Here is a 16,040-nt window from a genome sequence, read left to right on the forward strand (position 1 = left end):
GACCGAACGCAGACTACGTGAGGGTAACCGAGGGGGCGCTTCACTGTCGGCCGATGCTGAGGTTCACCCCGGCACCGTGTCATGCTCCTGCCATGCTCGCCGTCACGCCCGCCTGATAGGCCGCCTCGGGCTGAGTCAAGCCGCGCCTCGCCACGCTCGATCCCCGGCGGGCCAAGCCGCCGCCGAAGGCGGCCGATCCGCACTACCTGACCCCGGAGCATCACGCCTGGCGCGCTGCGGTCATCGCCCGGGCCGAAGGCCGCCGCCAGTGGCCGGGCGGCTGCAGCAAGGCCGCGCCGCGACGCCGCATGTTTGCCGACCACATCATGGAGCGAAAGGACGGCGGCCTGGCCCTCGGCCCGGCGAACGGGCAGTGCCTGTGCGGGCAGCATCACTCGCTGAAGACGGCCTACGGGAACGCGAAGCGGCAGGCTGCCGGAAGCTAGTGGCTCAGATCTGACGCTCGCCCCCAAACGAACGAGCCAGCGCAGGGCGGAAGGCGCGCTCCGCCGGCACGCCCGCAGGTGGACGTTCCGTCTCCGACCCGATTTCAGCATTCCGGACATTGCCCAGTCTTCTCGATAGCGGTCATCAACGGGCTATCGTTCAAGATCAGCTCGGTTTGAAAGGCGGAATGTGGCAAGACAGCCATTAGGTCTTGTCCGGCTGCGTTGTGGCAGCCGCGACCGCTCCAACTCCGTTGCTCAAGTCTACGCCCGTGTGAGGCGGTGCGCCGCTCGGCAAGACTGGCGCTGCTGAAGATTCGTCGCTCACCGGCTCAAGGCCAGCTTCTACCTCACGGATGAGGTCCGCGAAGTCATATGGTTTCCTGAGAAGGCGTGCGCGCGATGGAAGCTCGCGCTCGGGATCCACCTGACCTCCAGAGGTGACGATGATACCGACTGTTGGCCAACGGTGGTCAACGAAGTGGGCCAAGGCGATACCGTCGCCCACAACGTTCCGCCCGATGATCAGCATGCGCACGAGAGCTGATCCTTCAAGCACTTTTACTGCCTCAGCGGCCGTGCGGACCTCGATGGTCTGGAAGCCCACATCCGCCAGCATGTCGGCTGTGACCATACGGATGAGTACGTCCGTCTCCGCAATGAGGATGGCTATCTGTCTACGATCAGCGGTCACCGGGGCTTCTCTTGATCTGAAACTTACAGTTGCCAGAACGCGGAATTCGGGGCTTCCCGACAGGGGGATGTACCCGCTCGATAGATTCGAGGACCAAAGTCCTGTCGAGCCAATGAGCACGGGCTGCCTAAATCGAATGCAATTGCAACCGTCAATTGCACCAACGTGCAACCGGTTCCCTGCTCGCCCAGCCTCCTGTCCTGACCCAAATTGCACCCGCTCGCGGGCAAAGCATCGGACGCCAGCTGAGCAGATTTCAGGCGGCTAGCTCAGCAATTTGAAAAGTCTTTTCTCGCTAAACATGACCTCACGGGAGCAGCCAAGCCCAATTTTCGCTGCTGTTGAATTTCTGAGCACTTTGTTGCATCGGCGCCGACAACCCTTCGATGATGGGCTATCAAACGAGCATTCAGCCTCGTTTGCAACCTGGCTGACAACACCCGCTCATATGCATTGCCGCTCGGAAGGGGGAGTTTTTGAAGCCGCTCCACCCAGTCGTAGGCATCTGCCTTATCGAGAGCTCCAAAGCTGACCATACCAAGGGCCCGCGCGGTATCATGAGCAACCCTGGCGGCGGGTACCAGCGTTGGGTTCCAACCACGCGACCACCACCGCTGATCGTTCTTGTCGGAAGTATGAGGGAACTGCTGATGTACCGCACCGGCACGGGACGGACGCGGTGTCCTTCGACCTGACGCTGACGATCTCGGCCTCGGGTTCGGACCAGATCATCGGCTTCGGGACGAAGGCCGCCTCCGTCACCATGACCGCGCCGTCGAAGTTCACCTTCCACTCCAACGGCTCCGACCTGTGGACTGTCTGCTGATGCGCCGCCTCCGCCTCGTCATGGCCCTCGCCCTCGCCGCCCTCGGCCCGGCGGCGCCCGCCCGCGCCGACCAGGTCCTGCCGCAGGGGCGCATCCTCGACGCCGGCCCGAACGCGGGCGACGTGGTGTTCGGCGGGCTGAAGCTCGGCAAGCGCCAGAACGGCCGGCTCATCCTGACCCCGGACGCGATCACCGGGGACGCGTCGGGCTCGAACGTCACCCTGCGCGGGGTCCAGCGTTCGCTGGCGGTGAAGCTCGGCGAGCTGCCGACCATCCAGGACTTCGTCGATCCGACCGATAACGGCGACTACGCCCCCGCCATCGAGCGGGCGGCGGCCAAGGGCGTGATGGATGTCCGCTTCCCCGGCACGCAAGCGGAGTACCCGCTCAAGCGCAGCTTCAAGCTGCCCAATGCCGGGCTCTACCTCCACTGCGACGCGCGCCGGAACGTCGTGCTCAAGCTCTACGGCAGCGACGCCTATCACGGCATCGTCGGCAACACCTCGACCATGTCCTACGGCTTCGGGGTGGAGAACTGCTCCCTGGCGCGCGACGCCGCGGCCTCCTCCGGGGCGGTGCTCAAGCTGCAGAACGTCTTCTACTGGGACTTCAACGCCATCCGCATCTACGGCGAGAACAAGGTCTGGCGCGGCCTGGAACTCGTCTCGGTCGGGCGGGGGATGTCGCGCGACGTCACGGTCGATGACGTGCGCGAGCGGGCCGTCTACGCCAGGGGCGGCACGGCCGGGGGCGGCGCGGTCGGCGGCCCGGTGGTCGATAACACCTTCGACTATTGGTACGCGACCAACGTCAACGGCGTTTCGAGCGACCCGGCCAATGACGGGGTGCTGTACTTCGAGGACAACTTCTCGGCGCAGTGGATCTACAACATCAAGGCGGCACGCTACAAGGGCTACCTGATCTACTTCAAGGGCACGAAGGACAACCGCAACAACAACGGCCTGAACCTCGTCGTCAACCCGAATGCCGAGGCCACGATCAGCGGCGCCGGCGTCGTGCGCATGGATGCCGTCGTGTCGAGCCAGGTCGGCGGCTCGGGCGCCTGGATCTCGTCCTACGGCCTGCCGGCGATCCGCATCGGCGAGGACAGCCTCAACACCATCGTCAAAGGGCTGCAGATCGGCATCTCGGGCACCGGGGCGGACGCCGTGCTCGACGGCGGCCAGTACAGCACGATCCAGGATCTCGAGGTGGCGGACTATCCCGTCTCCGGCGAGGCGAAGTCCGGCGCCGTGGTCGGCATCCAGTCCACGGCGGTCGGCACGAAGATCGAGCGCGTGTCGGGCAACGCGACGCTGAACCTGATCCGCAACGAGGAGACCTCGAACAACAAGGGCTTCATCATCCGCAGCGCGGACTACTACAACATCCGCGGCGAGGTGATCCCGGGCCTGTACGGCGACGGGACGAACAGCATCCGCGACATCATCGCCCGCGGAGGCCAGGGCCCGTCGAACTACTTCGTCGCCGCGGCGACGATCTCGGTGCCCTACGGCAAGCCGATGTACTTCTGCTACAAGCGCGGAACCATCGATCGGATGCTGAGCCCCGGCTATCTCGGCGAGGAGCGGGTGATCCAGTTCCAGGACAGCGGGACGATCCGGGACATCAATCAGTCCGGCGTCGCCGGCGGCGCGGGCGGGTTCATGACCAAGAGCCGGGACGTGACCACCTACGCCACCTCGGCCACCGCCCGGTTCAAGTGGTTCGCCGGATACTGGAACGAGTTGTGATCCAGCCGCGGCTTCGGCCGCGGCTCCACTGCGCCTGCGATTACCGAGGACGGGGCCCCGGGACCTGAATCACTACGTATTGTCCGGTGATCGGGTCGAGGACGGTGACGGTCATGGTGGCCTCCGAAGCCCCGTACAGGTCGCTCTGCAGCTGATGCGTGCCGTCTTCTCTGATTCGAGCTTCCTGCAGGATTGGTTAGCGCCGCCTTTATGACAGTGCGTCCGCACACGCGGACTGTATCACCGTGCGAACGGATCATGGCGAAACTTGGCTGTCTCCAAGGCAGCGCGCGCGACTCTGTGGAGAACACTCGGGCCTGACTGCGCCAGAACGGGTGGCCCGGAGCCGGCCTCAGACGGCGCCATGCGCCTCCACGAAGAGCGCGTAGAGCGAGTGAGAACTCGCCATGTAGAGCCGGTTCCGTTTCGGACCGCCGAAGGCGAGGTTGGCGCAGCGCTCCGGCAGGCGAATGAAGCCAATGGCCTTACCCTCGGGATTGAACACCTTCACCCCGTCGAGGTCTTCCGGCCGGCCCTTGAGCGGATAAACCGCGCGGCCGTCGATGGTCTCCGGCTCCTCGCGGAGCGCGCCGTTGCTGCCCCAGCCGCACCAGAGATTGCCGTCGCGGTCGACCCGGAAGCCGTCGAGAGCACCTTGGTCGGTGGCGTCGACGAGCTTGGTGCGCGTGCCGACACTGCCATCGGGCCGGACCGGGTAGCTCCAGATGCTGCGGTTCGGCGTGCCCTTCCACTCGACCACGTAGAGCTTCGACTCGTCCGGCGAGAAGGCGAGGCCGTTCGGGTTGACGATGTCGCTGATTACCGCCGCCAGCGTGCCGTCAGGCGCGATCCGGAACACATGCGTCGTGCCCTGCTCGGGCTTGGCGCGGTCGCCTTCCCATTCGCCGTTGATGCCGAAGAGCGGATCGGTGAACCAGATCGAGCCGTCGGAGCGCACCACCACGTCGTTCGGCGCGTTCAGGCGTTTGCCCTCGAACCCGTCGGCCAGCACCGTGATTGCGCCGTCGCCTTCGGTGCGTGTCACGCGGCGGGTCACCGAGTGCTCGCAGGTGATCAGCCGGCCCTGGCGGTCGCGGGTGTTGCCGTTGGCGAAATTCGCGGGCGCGCGGAAAACGGTAAAGCTGCCGTCCCGTTCGTCATACTTCATGATGCGGTTGTTCGGCACGTCGCTGCAGAGCAGATAGCCGCCTTCAGGGAAATAGACCGGCCCTTCCGCCCAGCGCATGCCGGTGGCGACCTGTTCCAGAGTGCTGCTGTAGATCCGATACCGGGCGAAGCTCGGATCGAGGATCTGCACAGCCGGATCGGGGTAGCGCTGGTTCGGGCGGAAGGGGAAGGCCTGCGCCTCGGCCCGGCCTGGCAGAGCGGGGGCGATGAGGCTCGCCCCGGCCCCGGCGATCAGATGGCGCCGCGTCGGGTTCATCGCGCACCTCCTCAGACGCCGGCCGGCCCGCCGTCGACGCTGCGGGGCACGCCGAGCGGGTTCGCCTCCACGAGGGCCGCCGGCAGGAGCGCGTCGGGCAGGTCCTGGTAGCTGACCGGACGCAGGAAGCGGTCGATGGCGAGGCTGCCGACCGAAGTGGTGCGCCCGTCCGAGGTGGCGGGATAGGGGCCGCCATGGACCATGGCATGGCCGACCTCGACGCCCGTGCCGAAGCCGTTCACCAGGATCCGGCCGACCCTGCGCTCGAGGAGCGGGAGCAGGGCGCGGGCTTGCCCGTGGTCGGCCTCGTCCATGTGGAGCGCGGCCGTGAGCTGCCCCTCGAGCGCTGCGAGCACGGCGTGCAGCTCCGCCGCATCGGCGCAGCGCACCACGAGGGAGGCGGCGCCGAACACTTCGTCCGCGAGGCGGTTGTCCGAGAGGAACGCCGCGCCGGTGGTGGCGAACAGGGCCGGCTGGCCCTGGTGGGCGCTGCCGGGCTGGCCCTGCGCAACACGGGTGACGGCGGGGTTGGCCTCGAGCGCGGCGACACCGACGCAATAGGCCTTGTGGATGCCGGGCGTCAGCATGGTCGCGGCGGCAACGCCCGGCAGCGCTTCCGCGGCGGCAGCGAGGAAGGCGTCGAGGCCAGGGCCGTCGACCGCGAGCACCAGACCTGGATTGGTGCAGAACTGGCCCGAGCCGAGGGTCAGCGAAGCGATGAAAGCGCGCCCGATCTCGGCGCCCCTGCTGGCGAGCGCCGCCGGGAATAGGACGACCGGGTTGATGCTGCTCATCTCGGCATAGACCGAGATCGGCACCGCACGCTCGGCAGCGGTGCGCATCAGGGCGGTTCCGCCGCGGCGCGAGCCGGTGAAGCCGATGGCCGCCACGCGTGGATCGGCGGCGAGCTGCTGGCCTATGGCGATTCCGTCGTCGAACAGCAGGGCGAACACGCCGGCCGGCAGGCCGCATTCCGCGACCGCGCGCTGGATGGCGCCGCCGACCAGCGCTGAGGTGCCGGGATGAGCGGGATGGGCCTTCACGATCACCGGGCAGCCGGCGGCGAGCGCCGAGGCCGTGTCGCCGCCGGCCACCGAGAAGGCGAGCGGGAAGTTCGAGGCGCCGAACACCACGACGGGACCGACCGCGACTTGGCGCAGGCGCAGGTCCGGCCGCGGCAGGGGCTTGCGCTCGGGCTGGGCCGGGTCGATCCGCGCGCCGAGGAAGCTGCCGCGGCGGACGACGTCGGCGAACATCCGGAGCTGGCCGACGGTGCGGCCGCGCTCGCCCTCGATGCGGGGGCGCGGCAGGCCGGTCTCCTCCATGCAGCGCGTGACGAGATCGTCGCCGAGATCGAGGATGTTGCGGGCGATCGCCTCCAGGAACTCGGCACGGGCAGTCAGCGCCGTCTCGCGGTAGGCGTCGAAGGCCTCCTCGGCGAGCTGGCAGGCCCGCTTGGCCTGCTCGGCCGTGGCAGAGACGAAGGCCGGCTCTATTGCAGCGCCGCTTGTGGCCGCGACCGCGTGCCAGGGCGTGCCGGCGCCCGTTACGCGCGCGCCGCCGATCAGGTTGTCGCTGCTCAAGGTCATGCTGTGGCTCCCATTCGATTCGTCGCCAGGGTCAGGGTCTTGGCCCGTCAGAGCGGTGCTCGGGTCTTGGCCGAAGACGCTGCCGATTCCGAACCGCCACACATCGTCATCGGATCAAAACCCGGGGCCGGCCGTGCGGCTGGTCCCGGATTCGCGGTCTCAACGCACCAGGCAGGGCTTCTTGTTGTCGAAGGTCCAGCCGGGGATCAGGAACTGCATCGCCTGCGCGTCGTCGCGGGCGCCGAGGCCGTGGTCGCGGTAGAGGGCGTGCGCCTCCTCGACCGCCGACCAGTCGAGCTCGATGCCGAGGCCCGGCCGCTCCGGCACCCGCACGAGGCCGCCGCGGATCGCCAGCGGCTCCTTCGTCAGGCGCTCGCCGTCCTGCCAGATCCAGTGCGTGTCGATGGCCGTGACGGTGCCTGGGGCGGCGGCGGCCACGTGGGTGAACATGGCAAGCGACACGTCGAAATGGTTGTTCGAGTGCGAGCCCCAGGTCAGGCCGTGGTCGCGGCAGAGCTGGGCCACGCGGACCGAGCCGGCGAGCGTCCAGAAATGCGGGTCGGCGAGCGGGATGTCGACGGCGCCGAGCTGGATCGCGTGGTTCATCTGGCGCCAGTCGGTGGCGATCATGTTGGTGGCGGTGGGTAGGCCGGTGGCGCGGCGGAACTCGGCCATGATCTCGCGGCCCGAGAAGCCGTTCTCCGCCCCACACGGATCCTCGGCATAGGCGAGCACGTCACCCCGCCCCTTGCAGAGGCGGATTGCCTCGGCGAGCGACCAGGCGCCGTTCGGATCGAGGGTGACGCGCGCCTTGGGGAAACGCTCGTGGATCGCGGTGACGGCGGCGATCTCCTCCTCGCCGTGCAGTACGCCGCCCTTCAGCTTGAAGTCGTTGAAACCGTATTGCTCGTAGGCCGCCTCCGCGAGGCGGGCCACGGTCTCCGGCGTCAGCGCCTCCTCATCGCGGAGCCGGAACCAGCCGTCGCGGGCTTTCGGCTCGCGATAGCCGAGATCGGTCTTGCGGCGGTCGCCCACGTAGAACAGGTAGCCCAGCATCTCGACGGCGTCGCGCTGCTGGCCCTCGCCGAGGAGAGCCGCCACCGGCACGTCGAGGAACTGGCCGAGCAGGTCGAGAAAGGCGGATTCGACCGCGGTGACCGCGTGGATGGTGATGCGCAGATCGAAGGTCTGCAGGCCGCGCCCGCCGGAATCGCGGTCGGCGAATCGGGTGCGCATGGTGTTGAGCACCGCGTTCCAGGCGCCGAGCGGCTGGCCGACCACGAGGTCGCGCGCATCTTCCAGCGTCTTGCGGATGCCCTCGCCGCCCGGGACCTCGCCGAGGCCGGTGGTGCCGGTGGAATCGGTGAGCACCACGAGGTTGCGGGTGAAGAAGGGGCCGTGCGCGCCCGAGAGGTTCATGAGCATGCTGTCGTGGCCGGCGACCGGCACGACCTTCATCTCGGTCACGGTCGGGGTGTTGCGCGCGGCGTGACGGGGGTCGAGCGACATGGCGTGTCCTCCTGCGATCGGTCTGGGAAAGGGCCGCGCGGCCGGGCTCGGCCGGGCTCGCGGGGTAGGATCTCGGGCAAGAATGGTGGAACGGGATGGGCCAGCCGCAGAGGCCGGCCCGGGCGCGGAGGCGTCAGACGCTCTTCAGCTCGACGCGGCGGATCTCGCCGACCACCACGAGGTAGCAGAAGCAGGCCACCAGGGCGTTCAGGCCCACGAAGACCAGGGCGCCGTTGAACGAGCCCGTCGTCTGCACGATGTAGCCGATGGCGATAGGAGTGGTGATGCCGGCGGTGTTGCCGAAGGTGTTGAACAGGCCGCCGGACAGGCCGCCGCTCTCCCGCGGCGAGGTGTCGGAGACCACCGCCCAGCCGAGCGCACCGATGCCCTTGCCGAAGAAGGCGAGCGCCATCAGGCCGACCACGAGGCCATCCGCCTGCACGTAGTTGCAGCCGATGATGCTCATCGAGAGCAGCATGCCGCCCACGATCGGGATCTTGCGGGCCGCGGTGAGCGAGTAGCCGCGGCGCAGCAGCATGTCCGAGATGACGCCACCGAGGATGCCGCCGATGAAGCCGCACAGAGCCGGCAGCACCGCCGCGAAGCCCGCCTGCAGGATCGACAGGCCGCGCTCCTTGACGAGGTAGACCGGGAACCAGGTCAGGAAGAAGTAGGTCAGCACGGTGATGCAGTACTGGCCGATATAGATGCCGAGCAGCATCCGGTTGGAGAGCAGCTCGCGCAGGGTCTTGCCGGCATTGGCCTGCTTCTTGGTGCCCTGCCCGTCCATGTCGAGCAGCGCGCCGCCGGCCTCGATGTACTCGCGCTCGCCCTTGTTCATCATGGGGTGATTCTTCGGGCTGTCGATCACCTGCAGCCAGAGCAGGGCGAAAGCGATGCCGAGGATACCCATGCTGGTGAAGACATGGTGCCAGCCGAAATTGTGAACGATCCAGGCCATCAGCGGCGTGAACAGCACGGTCGCGAAATACTGCGCCGAGTTGAAGAAGGCCGAGGCCATGCCGCGCTCGCGCGTGGGGAACCACGCGGCGACGATGCGGGCATTGGCCGGGAAGACCGGCGCCTCGGTGAGGCCGACGGCGAGACGTAGGCCGAACAGCATCACCACGGCGGTCATGCCCGTGAAGAATCCGACGGCGCCCTGGACCAGAGTGAAGCCGGACCAGAGCGCGATCGCCGCCGCATAGACCCATTTGACGCCGTAGCGGTCGAGCAGCCAGCCACCAGGGATCTGGGCCAGCACGTAGGACCAGGCGAAGGCCGAGAAGACGTAGCCCATCTGCACCGGCGTGAGACCGAGCTCCTTGGCCATGTCCGGCCCGGCGATGGAGATGGTGGCGCGGTCGGCGTAGTTGATCGTGGTGGCGGCGAACAGCATCAGCACGATCAGGAGGCGGACGCGCGTGCGGCGCGCCGCCTCGGCACCGACGAGCGTGGGGCTCGTCGTGCCGCTCGAGGTGGCACTCATGGACGTTCTCCCTGGGTGAGGGCCGTCCGGTTGAGTCCGGGCGGCGGATCGTGCCGCCGTTGGATCGGCGGGCTCGTCGTTCTCGGATGGGGCTTGGTTCGCGGGGCCGCCTCAGCGGCGGTTGCCGATCAGGGCCTTGAGCTCGGCGAGTTCGCCGGCATCGAAATCGGTGAGCGGCGAGCGGACGGGGCCCGCATGGCGGCCGACGGCGGTCATGCCGGCCTTGACGATCGAGACCGCGTAGCCGCGCTTGCGGTTGCGGATCGCGATGTAGGGCAACACGAAGTCGCGCAGTTCCTTGTAGACGGCGTCCCGGTCGCGGCCGCGGACCGAGTCATAGAAGGACAGCGCCCATTCGGGCAGGAAGTTGAAGATCGCCGACGAGTAGGTGGTGACGCCCATCTCGAGATACGGCAGGGCGAAGGTCTCGGCGGTCGGCAGGCCGCCGACATAGGTGAGGCGGTCGCCCAGGCCGGCATAGATCCGGGTCATCAGCTCGACGTCGCCGACGCCATCCTTGAAGCCGACGAGGTTCGGGTTGCGCGCGCAGAGGCCGGCCAGCGTGGTCTCGTTGAGCTGCGCGTTGGCGCGGTTGTAGACGATGACGCCGAGGGAGGTCGCTTTGCACACCGCCTCGACATGGGCGGCGAGGCCGGCCTGCTCCGAGCCGACGAGGTAGGGCGGCAGCAACAGCAGGCCGTCGGCCCCCGCGGCCTCGGCGGCCTTGGCGAGCTCGATGGCGAGCGCCGTGCCCTGGCCGGTCGGGGCGATCACAGGCACGCGGCCGCGGGTCTCCTCGACGCAGGCGCGCACCACGCGGTCGATCTCGGTGGGGGTCAGCGAGAAGAACTCGCCGGTTCCGCCAGCGGCGAACAGACCGGAGACCTTGTAGTCGGCCAGACGGTTGAGGTTGTCCCGGTAAGCGGTCTCGTTGAAGCTGAAGTCGTCGTTGAAGTGCGTGACCGGGAAGGACAGCAGGCCGGAACCCAGCGTGCGGACCATCTCGACGGGGGTCATCCTCGGCATCTGTCTCACTCCCTGATTGTGCGCCCGTTCGGCGTTGCATCCGGGATAGGACCGCCCCTTAAATGCGTCCAACGTTGATTTTGGCTGGATTATCCCTGATCCTGCATCAATGTTCGAACTCGGCCATGCCCGCAGTTTCATCGCCGTCGCCGAGGAGATGCATTTCGGCCGTGCCGCCGCGCGGCTGAACCTGACCCAGTCGCCCCTCTCCCGGCAGATCCAGATGCTGGAACAGCACCTCGGTGTGACGCTGCTCGAGCGCTCTACCCGGGCCGTGCGGCTGACGCCGGCAGGGCGCACCTTCCTGGCGGAAGCTTACCGGGTGATCGCCGCCGCCGAGAGCGCGGCGCGGATCACGCGGCGGGCGGCGCGCGGGGAGAGCGGGTTGCTGCGCCTCGGCTTCACGGCGGCTTCGGCCTATCGCTCGCTGCCCCGCCTCGTGTCGCAGGTGCGCTCGAAGCTGCCCGAGATCGACCTCGTTCTGGAGGAGATGGTCTCCGACGAGCAGATCCATGCCCTCGACAGCAACCGGATCGATCTCGCCCTGTTGCGGCCGGCCGCGCGGCTATTCGACGAGGACACCCTGATCGCGAGCGCCTCGCTCACCCGCGAGCGCCTGTTGCTCGCCGTGCCGCGAGGGCACGCCCTGGCAAGCGCGCGGGCCCCGACCCTGCAGGATCTCGACGGGGAGGCCTTCGTGACCTGGTCGCCCCGCGGCGGGCGCTACTTCATCGATCTCCTCGAGGCGTTATTCGAATCCGGGGGCGTGCGGCCACGGATCGTGCAGCGGGTGAATCAGGTCCATGCCATGCTGGCTTTGGTCGGGGCCGGCCTCGGCATCGCCCTGGTCCCCGAGGGCGCGCGCGGCATCCGCATGGCCGAGGTCGCGCTCCGCCCGATCCCGCTTCCGGCGACGGCCCGGCCTGAGCTTCTGCTCGCCTGGCGGCGCGACAGCGCCAATCCCTGCCTGCCCGCGGTGCGCGCGGTCGTCCTCGACGGCAGCGAGGCGCCCGGGTGATCGGCGTTCAGGCCAGGAGTTCGCTCGCGTAGTGCCGGGCCGCGGCCTCCAGCACGGGCGAGAACAGGCCGAGCGTCAGCGGCAGGGCAGCCGTGAGGCGCAGCGTATCCTCGGCGATGTCGAGGGTGCCACTGACGCTCTGCCCGAGGGCGCGGGCCGCGAAGCCGCGCGCATTGCCCTGCCAATCGTCGATGATGATCGCGATATTGTCCTTCTCCAGGCGACGCTTCGCCCAATCCGTGTGCCGGTCGAGCCGGCTGCGCACTTCCTCGGTCCCAAGGCTGTGCGGCACGGTGATGACGATCTGCTTGGCCATCGGCCTCCCTCGCACGCGATCCGGACAGCATCCCGAAGCTCGGACCCTGCGCGGGGATGCTTAACCTGACGTAAGCGGCTCGGCCGGCCGTGAGTGCCTTTCCCGATCGCATTGCCACCGGGAACGGCTCCAAGTCATTGTTTCGACGCGCGCTCTCGCGCCGAACCGTCATCCACCTCGACGGAGAGCGCTCTAGCCTGTGCCGCCGTCCCGCCCGAGCGCCCTCGCCCAGAAATGGAGACTGCCCGGATTGATCGGGCCCCCGGCCGCCGCGTTGCGCGCCGTGACGAAGGCGTGGAACGCCTCGGCCGAGCCGTCGCCGAGCAGGTCCCGAAGCGCGGTGAGGATGCGCGTGATGCGCAGGTGGTTGTGGTCGTGCGGGCAGAGCCAGAAATCGGTCTCCGCGTAGAAGCGGCGCATCCGGTCGCGGGACGCGACAAGTCCCTCCCGCGCGGCGGGGTCTATGCGGATCGCCTCCGCCTCGGCGGCCGTCAGGACGGGCGCCCCCGGCACGGCGCGGCTCGCCTCCCGCAGGGGGAAGCACCATTGGATGAAGTCGTGGACGCCCTCGATGCGGATGTCGTCGAAGGCGAGCACGTCGGCAAGGCGCCGCCCGGCCCCATCGCGGCCCGTGCCCGCGAGGAAGGCGTGGATGCGCCCGCTCACTCGGTCTCTCCCTTGAGCGGGCGGGCGAGCAGCCGTGCCGCCATCTCCTCGACCCGTGCCGCGCCGGAGACGATGGCCGCCACCGCCTCGGCGATCGGCATCTCCACATCGCGGGCCCGGGCGAGGGCCACCAGGGCCGCGGCGGTGAAGGCGCCCTCGGCGAGTTTGCCGCCGGAGGCCTCCTCCGGCGAGGCGCCGGCCCCGAGCCGCTCTCCGAAGGCGAAGTTGCGCGATTGCGACGAGGAGGCGGTCAGCACGAGGTCGCCGAGCCCGGACAGGCCCATCAGCGTCTCCGGCCGGCCACCATAGCTGCGGGCGAAGCGCATCAGCTCGGCGAAGGCACGGGCGATCAAGGCGGCGCGGGCGCTCTCGCCGAGGCCGCGGCCGGCGACGATCCCCGAGGCGATGGCGAGCACGTTCTTGCCCGCCCCGCCGATCTCGACGCCGCGCACATCGTCGGTGTGGTAGAGGCGGAGCGTCGGCCCGGAGAGGAGCCGCGCGAGAGCGGCCGCGCGCTCGGCATCGGCGGCGGCGAGCGTCACTGCGGTCGGCAGGTTGCGGGCGACGTCCGCCGCGAAGCTCGGGCCGGACAGGACGGCGACCGGCGTGGCGGCGGGCAGGATCTCGGCGGCGACATCGCTCATGAAGGCATCCGTGCCGCGCTCGATGCCCTTGGCGCAGAGCACGATTGGCGCCCCCGTCGGCAGGTCAGGCCCGAGCTGTCCGATTACCGCGCGGGCGGTTTGGGCCGGCGTGACGAGAAGGACGGCCGCCGCATCCCGCAAAGCCGCCGGATCGGCCGTCGCCCGGATCCGTTCGTGGAGCGGCACGCCCGGGAGGTAGCGGGCATTCTCGCGGCTCGCCTCGATCGTCGAGGCAGCCGCGCCGTCGCGCAGCCAGAGGGTCACGGCGTGGCGCGCGGCCACCGCATTGGCCAGGGCGGTGCCCCAGGAGCCGCCGCCTACGACTGCGACGGTTTCGGTCTCGCTCATGCGGATCCTCCCGGACATTCGAATGCATCCAGCCGGTAGAGGACGTGGACGCTCAAGGGATGGTCGGGTGGCAGGCCCGGATGCGCGAAGGTCCCGCCCGGCGCCATGCCGAGCCGCTCCATCACCCGGCGCGAGGCCGCGTTGCCGAGCGCCGTATAGGCCACCACGGCGGGGATCCCGCAACGGCCGAACAGGTCCGCGAGGCTCGCCCGCGCGGCGCGGGTCGCGATGCCGCGCCCCCAGGCGTCGCGGGCGAGGCGCCAGCCGATCTCAACGCAATCGCCCGGCCGTTCGCCGCCGGCAAAGGGCATCGGCCGCATGATGCGCATCCCGCCGACAAACCCGACGAAGCGCCCGCCTTCCGCCACGGCCCAGGGACCGAACCCGTCGGCATCGAAGCGCCGGTCGAGCGCGCGGGCCTCGGTGAGGCTTTCGGAGCGGCTGCGCAGTGCCGGGAAATGCGCCATCACCTCCGGGTCCGCATTGAGGGCGGCGAAAGCCGCATCGTCGCCGCGCTGCCAGCGCCGGAGCTGCAGGCCGCCGCAGGCAAGCGCGTCGGGGGCCGACGGTGCGCTGCGCCTGCCTCGCCACAGCATCGAGCGCCGGTCGAGCAGCGCGAGGTCCGCGCGCCCGTCGATCACGGCCTCGCCGAGCTCGATCGCCGCGGCGAGGCGTTCGGGCGGCATGTTCGCCCAGGCTGGTGGCCGGACGCTGTCGCGCCATGAGCCGCCGCAGGCGTTGTCGAGGAGGATGCGCGCGAAGCCGTGGTTCAGGCGCACCGGCCAGTCCGGACGCGCCGTCGCAGCCTCCGGGAGGCGCCGGTCCACGAGGTCGCGCCAACGCGTCTGAGGATCGGCGGGTGGGACCGGGCGGAGGGGCTCGGTACGGGCGTCGCTGTAATTGCCGCGTGGCAGCACGAGGCGGCCGGGCGGTCTCACCCGGTGACCGCCGCGGCGCCGGGCCTCTCCGCGAAAGGCCAGCGCGCGCGCGCAGGCACGGTGAGGTCGTCCACGAGGCCGAGGCGCAGCCGTTCCAGCCCCGCCCAGGCGATCATGGCCCCGTTGTCGCCGCACAGATCCAGCGGCGGCGCCACGAAGGCGAGGCCGGCCTCCCCTGCGAGCGCGGCCAGCGCCCGGCGGATCGGGCCGTTCGCCGCGACGCCGCCGGCGGCCACGAGGGCGGTCGGGTGGCCGGCGACATCGGCGAAACTGCGCAGCGCCACCCGGGCACGGTCGACCACCACATCCGTGATCGCCGCCTGGAAGCCCGCGCAGAGATCCGCCACGTCCCGTTCGGCGAGCGGCGCGATCCGCTCGGCCTCGACGCGGAGCGCGGTCTTCAGTCCGGAGAGGGAGAAGTCGGCCTCGCGGCGCCCCAGCATCGGGCGCGGCAGGGCGAAGCGCTCGGGATCGCCGCTCTCGGCCATGCGCTCGACCTCCGGCCCGCCGGGATAACCGAGGCCCAGCAGCTTCGCGACCTTGTCGAAGGCCTCGCCGATCGCGTCGTCGATGGTGCCGCCGAGCCGCACATATTGCCCGACCCCCTTCACGGCGACGAGCTGGGTGTGGCCGCCCGAGGCAAGGAGCAGCAGGTAGGGAAAGCTCAACCCGTCGGTCAGCCGCGCCGTCAGGGCGTGCGCCTCGAGATGATTGACGGCGATGAGCGGCTTGCGGCCGACGAGGGCCAGCGTCTTGGCAGTGACGAGGCCGACCAGCACCCCGCCGATCAGGCCGGGCCCGGCCGCGACGGCGATGCCGTCGAGGTCGGCGAGCCGCATACCGGCCTTGGCGAGTGCCCGCTCGATCAGCCGGTCCAGCACCTCCACATGGGCGCGAGCAGCGATCTCGGGCACGACACCGCCATAGGCGGCGTGCTCGGCGATCTGGCTCAGCACCTCGTTCGCGCGCAGGACCGGTGCGCCATCCTCGTTCGCGCCGACGATCGCGGCGCTGGTCTCGTCGCAGGTGGTCTCGATGCCGAGAATGTTCATGGAGAGTTCGGTCCTGACGGGCGCCCCTTGTATCCGGGCCGCCCGTGGGACCGCAACGCGATCAGTCGACCGCGACCATCACGTCGGACGCCTTGACGACGGCGTAGGCCTCGGAGCCGGGGGTGAGCTTGAGGGCATCGACCGACTCGTTGGTGATCGCGGCCGTCACGACCTGGCCAGGGGCGATCTCGATCTTCACATGGGCCGTCGTCGCCCCCTTCTCGACGGAGACGACCTTGCCCTTGAGGACGTTGCGCGCGCTGATCTTCATCGGGTCTTTC

At 69.4% G+C, this 16,040-nt stretch carries 15 protein-coding genes; 3 read left to right on the top strand and 12 right to left on the bottom strand.

Annotation, left to right across the window (positions count from 1 at the left end; all coding sequences use genetic code 11):
- Positions 1-651 precede the first annotated feature (651 nt).
- Positions 652-1,140 (bottom strand): DNA-binding transcriptional response regulator, encoded by a 489-nt coding sequence (locus MET9862_RS01260; RefSeq protein ID WP_142581296.1) that lies wholly within the window; start codon positions 1,138-1,140, stop codon positions 652-654.
- A 679-nt stretch (positions 1,141-1,819) separates the two neighbouring features.
- Here MET9862_RS01260 and MET9862_RS29110 point away from each other — a divergent pair.
- Both MET9862_RS29110 and MET9862_RS01265 read left to right on the top strand, forming a co-directional pair.
- Positions 1,820-1,966, top strand: a complete 147-nt coding sequence (locus tag MET9862_RS29110) for a hypothetical protein (protein ID WP_185156710.1) — start codon at positions 1,820-1,822, stop codon at positions 1,964-1,966.
- Positions 1,966-3,720 carry a hypothetical protein gene (locus MET9862_RS01265; RefSeq protein ID WP_142581297.1) on the top strand — a complete coding sequence of 585 codons (1,755 nt, stop codon included), beginning with the start codon at positions 1,966-1,968 and terminating at the stop codon, positions 3,718-3,720. The genes MET9862_RS29110 and MET9862_RS01265 overlap by 1 nt, the downstream gene beginning before the upstream one ends.
- A 352-nt stretch (positions 3,721-4,072) precedes the next feature.
- Here the strand turns inward: MET9862_RS01265 and MET9862_RS01270 are convergent, their stop codons facing one another.
- The 5 genes from MET9862_RS01270 to kdgD form a co-directional block, all read right to left on the bottom strand.
- Positions 4,073-5,164 carry an SMP-30/gluconolactonase/LRE family protein gene (locus MET9862_RS01270; RefSeq protein WP_142581298.1) on the bottom strand — a complete coding sequence of 364 codons (1,092 nt, stop codon included), beginning with the start codon at positions 5,162-5,164 and terminating at the stop codon, positions 4,073-4,075.
- Positions 5,165-5,175: 11 nt separating this feature from the next.
- Positions 5,176-6,753: an aldehyde dehydrogenase (NADP(+)) gene (locus MET9862_RS01275; protein ID WP_142581299.1), complete on the bottom strand. Its 1,578-nt coding sequence runs from the start codon at positions 6,751-6,753 to the stop codon at positions 5,176-5,178.
- A gap of 159 nt (positions 6,754-6,912) precedes the next feature.
- Positions 6,913-8,262 (bottom strand): glucarate dehydratase, encoded by a 1,350-nt coding sequence (gudD, locus tag MET9862_RS01280; RefSeq protein WP_142581300.1) that lies wholly within the window; start codon positions 8,260-8,262, stop codon positions 6,913-6,915.
- A 133-nt stretch (positions 8,263-8,395) separates the two neighbouring features.
- Positions 8,396-9,751, bottom strand: a complete 1,356-nt coding sequence (locus MET9862_RS01285) for an MFS transporter (protein ID WP_142581301.1) — start codon at positions 9,749-9,751, stop codon at positions 8,396-8,398.
- 111 nt (positions 9,752-9,862) lie between these two features.
- Entirely contained in the window at positions 9,863-10,777 is a 915-nt protein-coding gene (gene kdgD, locus MET9862_RS01290) for a 5-dehydro-4-deoxyglucarate dehydratase (protein ID WP_142581302.1), read from the bottom strand.
- 109 nt (positions 10,778-10,886) lie between these two features.
- On the opposite strand from kdgD, the gene MET9862_RS01295 reads away from it, so the two are divergent.
- Positions 10,887-11,795, top strand: a complete 909-nt coding sequence (locus MET9862_RS01295; protein WP_142581303.1) for a LysR family transcriptional regulator — start codon at positions 10,887-10,889, stop codon at positions 11,793-11,795.
- Positions 11,796-11,802: 7 nt separating this feature from the next.
- Here MET9862_RS01295 and MET9862_RS01300 read toward each other — a convergent pair whose 3' ends face one another.
- From MET9862_RS01300 to MET9862_RS01325, 6 genes are all read right to left on the bottom strand, one after another.
- Positions 11,803-12,111 carry a polyhydroxyalkanoic acid system family protein gene (locus MET9862_RS01300; protein WP_142581304.1) on the bottom strand — a complete coding sequence of 103 codons (309 nt, stop codon included), beginning with the start codon at positions 12,109-12,111 and terminating at the stop codon, positions 11,803-11,805.
- Positions 12,112-12,303: 192 nt separating this feature from the next.
- Complete coding sequence (locus tag MET9862_RS01305) at positions 12,304-12,777, bottom strand: opioid growth factor receptor-related protein (RefSeq protein WP_142581305.1); 474 nt, start codon at positions 12,775-12,777, stop codon at positions 12,304-12,306.
- Positions 12,774-13,769, bottom strand: a complete 996-nt coding sequence (locus MET9862_RS01310; RefSeq protein WP_142581306.1) for an NAD(P)H-dependent glycerol-3-phosphate dehydrogenase — start codon at positions 13,767-13,769, stop codon at positions 12,774-12,776. The genes MET9862_RS01305 and MET9862_RS01310 overlap by 4 nt, the downstream gene beginning before the upstream one ends.
- Entirely contained in the window at positions 13,766-14,596 is an 831-nt protein-coding gene (locus MET9862_RS01315) for a GNAT family N-acetyltransferase (protein ID WP_244612514.1), read from the bottom strand. Before MET9862_RS01315 ends, MET9862_RS01310 begins: the two co-directional genes overlap by 4 nt.
- Before the next feature lie 107 nt (positions 14,597-14,703).
- Complete coding sequence (gene tsaD / locus MET9862_RS01320) at positions 14,704-15,759, bottom strand: tRNA (adenosine(37)-N6)-threonylcarbamoyltransferase complex transferase subunit TsaD (protein ID WP_142581307.1); 1,056 nt, start codon at positions 15,757-15,759, stop codon at positions 14,704-14,706.
- Positions 15,760-15,820: 61 nt separating this feature from the next.
- Positions 15,821-16,030: a TOBE domain-containing protein gene (locus tag MET9862_RS01325; RefSeq protein WP_142581308.1), complete on the bottom strand. Its 210-nt coding sequence runs from the start codon at positions 16,028-16,030 to the stop codon at positions 15,821-15,823.
- Positions 16,031-16,040: the final 10 nt, after the last annotated feature.

Source organism: Methylobacterium symbioticum, from assembly GCF_902141845.1.
Lineage (GTDB): Bacteria > Pseudomonadota > Alphaproteobacteria > Rhizobiales > Beijerinckiaceae > Methylobacterium > Methylobacterium symbioticum.

Excerpts from the sequence above, each read along its gene's own strand:
- MET9862_RS01265 (WP_142581297.1), top strand. The coding sequence starts at position 1,966 with ATGCGCCGCCTCCGCCTCGTCATGGCCCTCGCCCTCGCCGCCCTCGGC.
- MET9862_RS01270 (WP_142581298.1), bottom strand. The coding sequence starts at position 5,164 with ATGAACCCGACGCGGCGCCATCTGATCGCCGGGGCCGGGGCGAGCCTC.
- MET9862_RS01275 (WP_142581299.1), bottom strand. The coding sequence starts at position 6,753 with ATGACCTTGAGCAGCGACAACCTGATCGGCGGCGCGCGCGTAACGGGC.
- gudD (WP_142581300.1), bottom strand. The coding sequence starts at position 8,262 with ATGTCGCTCGACCCCCGTCACGCCGCGCGCAACACCCCGACCGTGACC.
- MET9862_RS01285 (WP_142581301.1), bottom strand. The coding sequence starts at position 9,751 with ATGAGTGCCACCTCGAGCGGCACGACGAGCCCCACGCTCGTCGGTGCC.
- kdgD (WP_142581302.1), bottom strand. The coding sequence starts at position 10,777 with ATGCCGAGGATGACCCCCGTCGAGATGGTCCGCACGCTGGGTTCCGGC.
- MET9862_RS01295 (WP_142581303.1), top strand. The coding sequence starts at position 10,887 with ATGTTCGAACTCGGCCATGCCCGCAGTTTCATCGCCGTCGCCGAGGAG.
- MET9862_RS01300 (WP_142581304.1), bottom strand. The coding sequence starts at position 12,111 with ATGGCCAAGCAGATCGTCATCACCGTGCCGCACAGCCTTGGGACCGAG.
- MET9862_RS01310 (WP_142581306.1), bottom strand. The coding sequence starts at position 13,769 with ATGAGCGAGACCGAAACCGTCGCAGTCGTAGGCGGCGGCTCCTGGGGC.
- tsaD (WP_142581307.1), bottom strand. The coding sequence starts at position 15,759 with ATGAACATTCTCGGCATCGAGACCACCTGCGACGAGACCAGCGCCGCG.
- MET9862_RS01325 (WP_142581308.1), bottom strand. The coding sequence starts at position 16,030 with ATGAAGATCAGCGCGCGCAACGTCCTCAAGGGCAAGGTCGTCTCCGTC.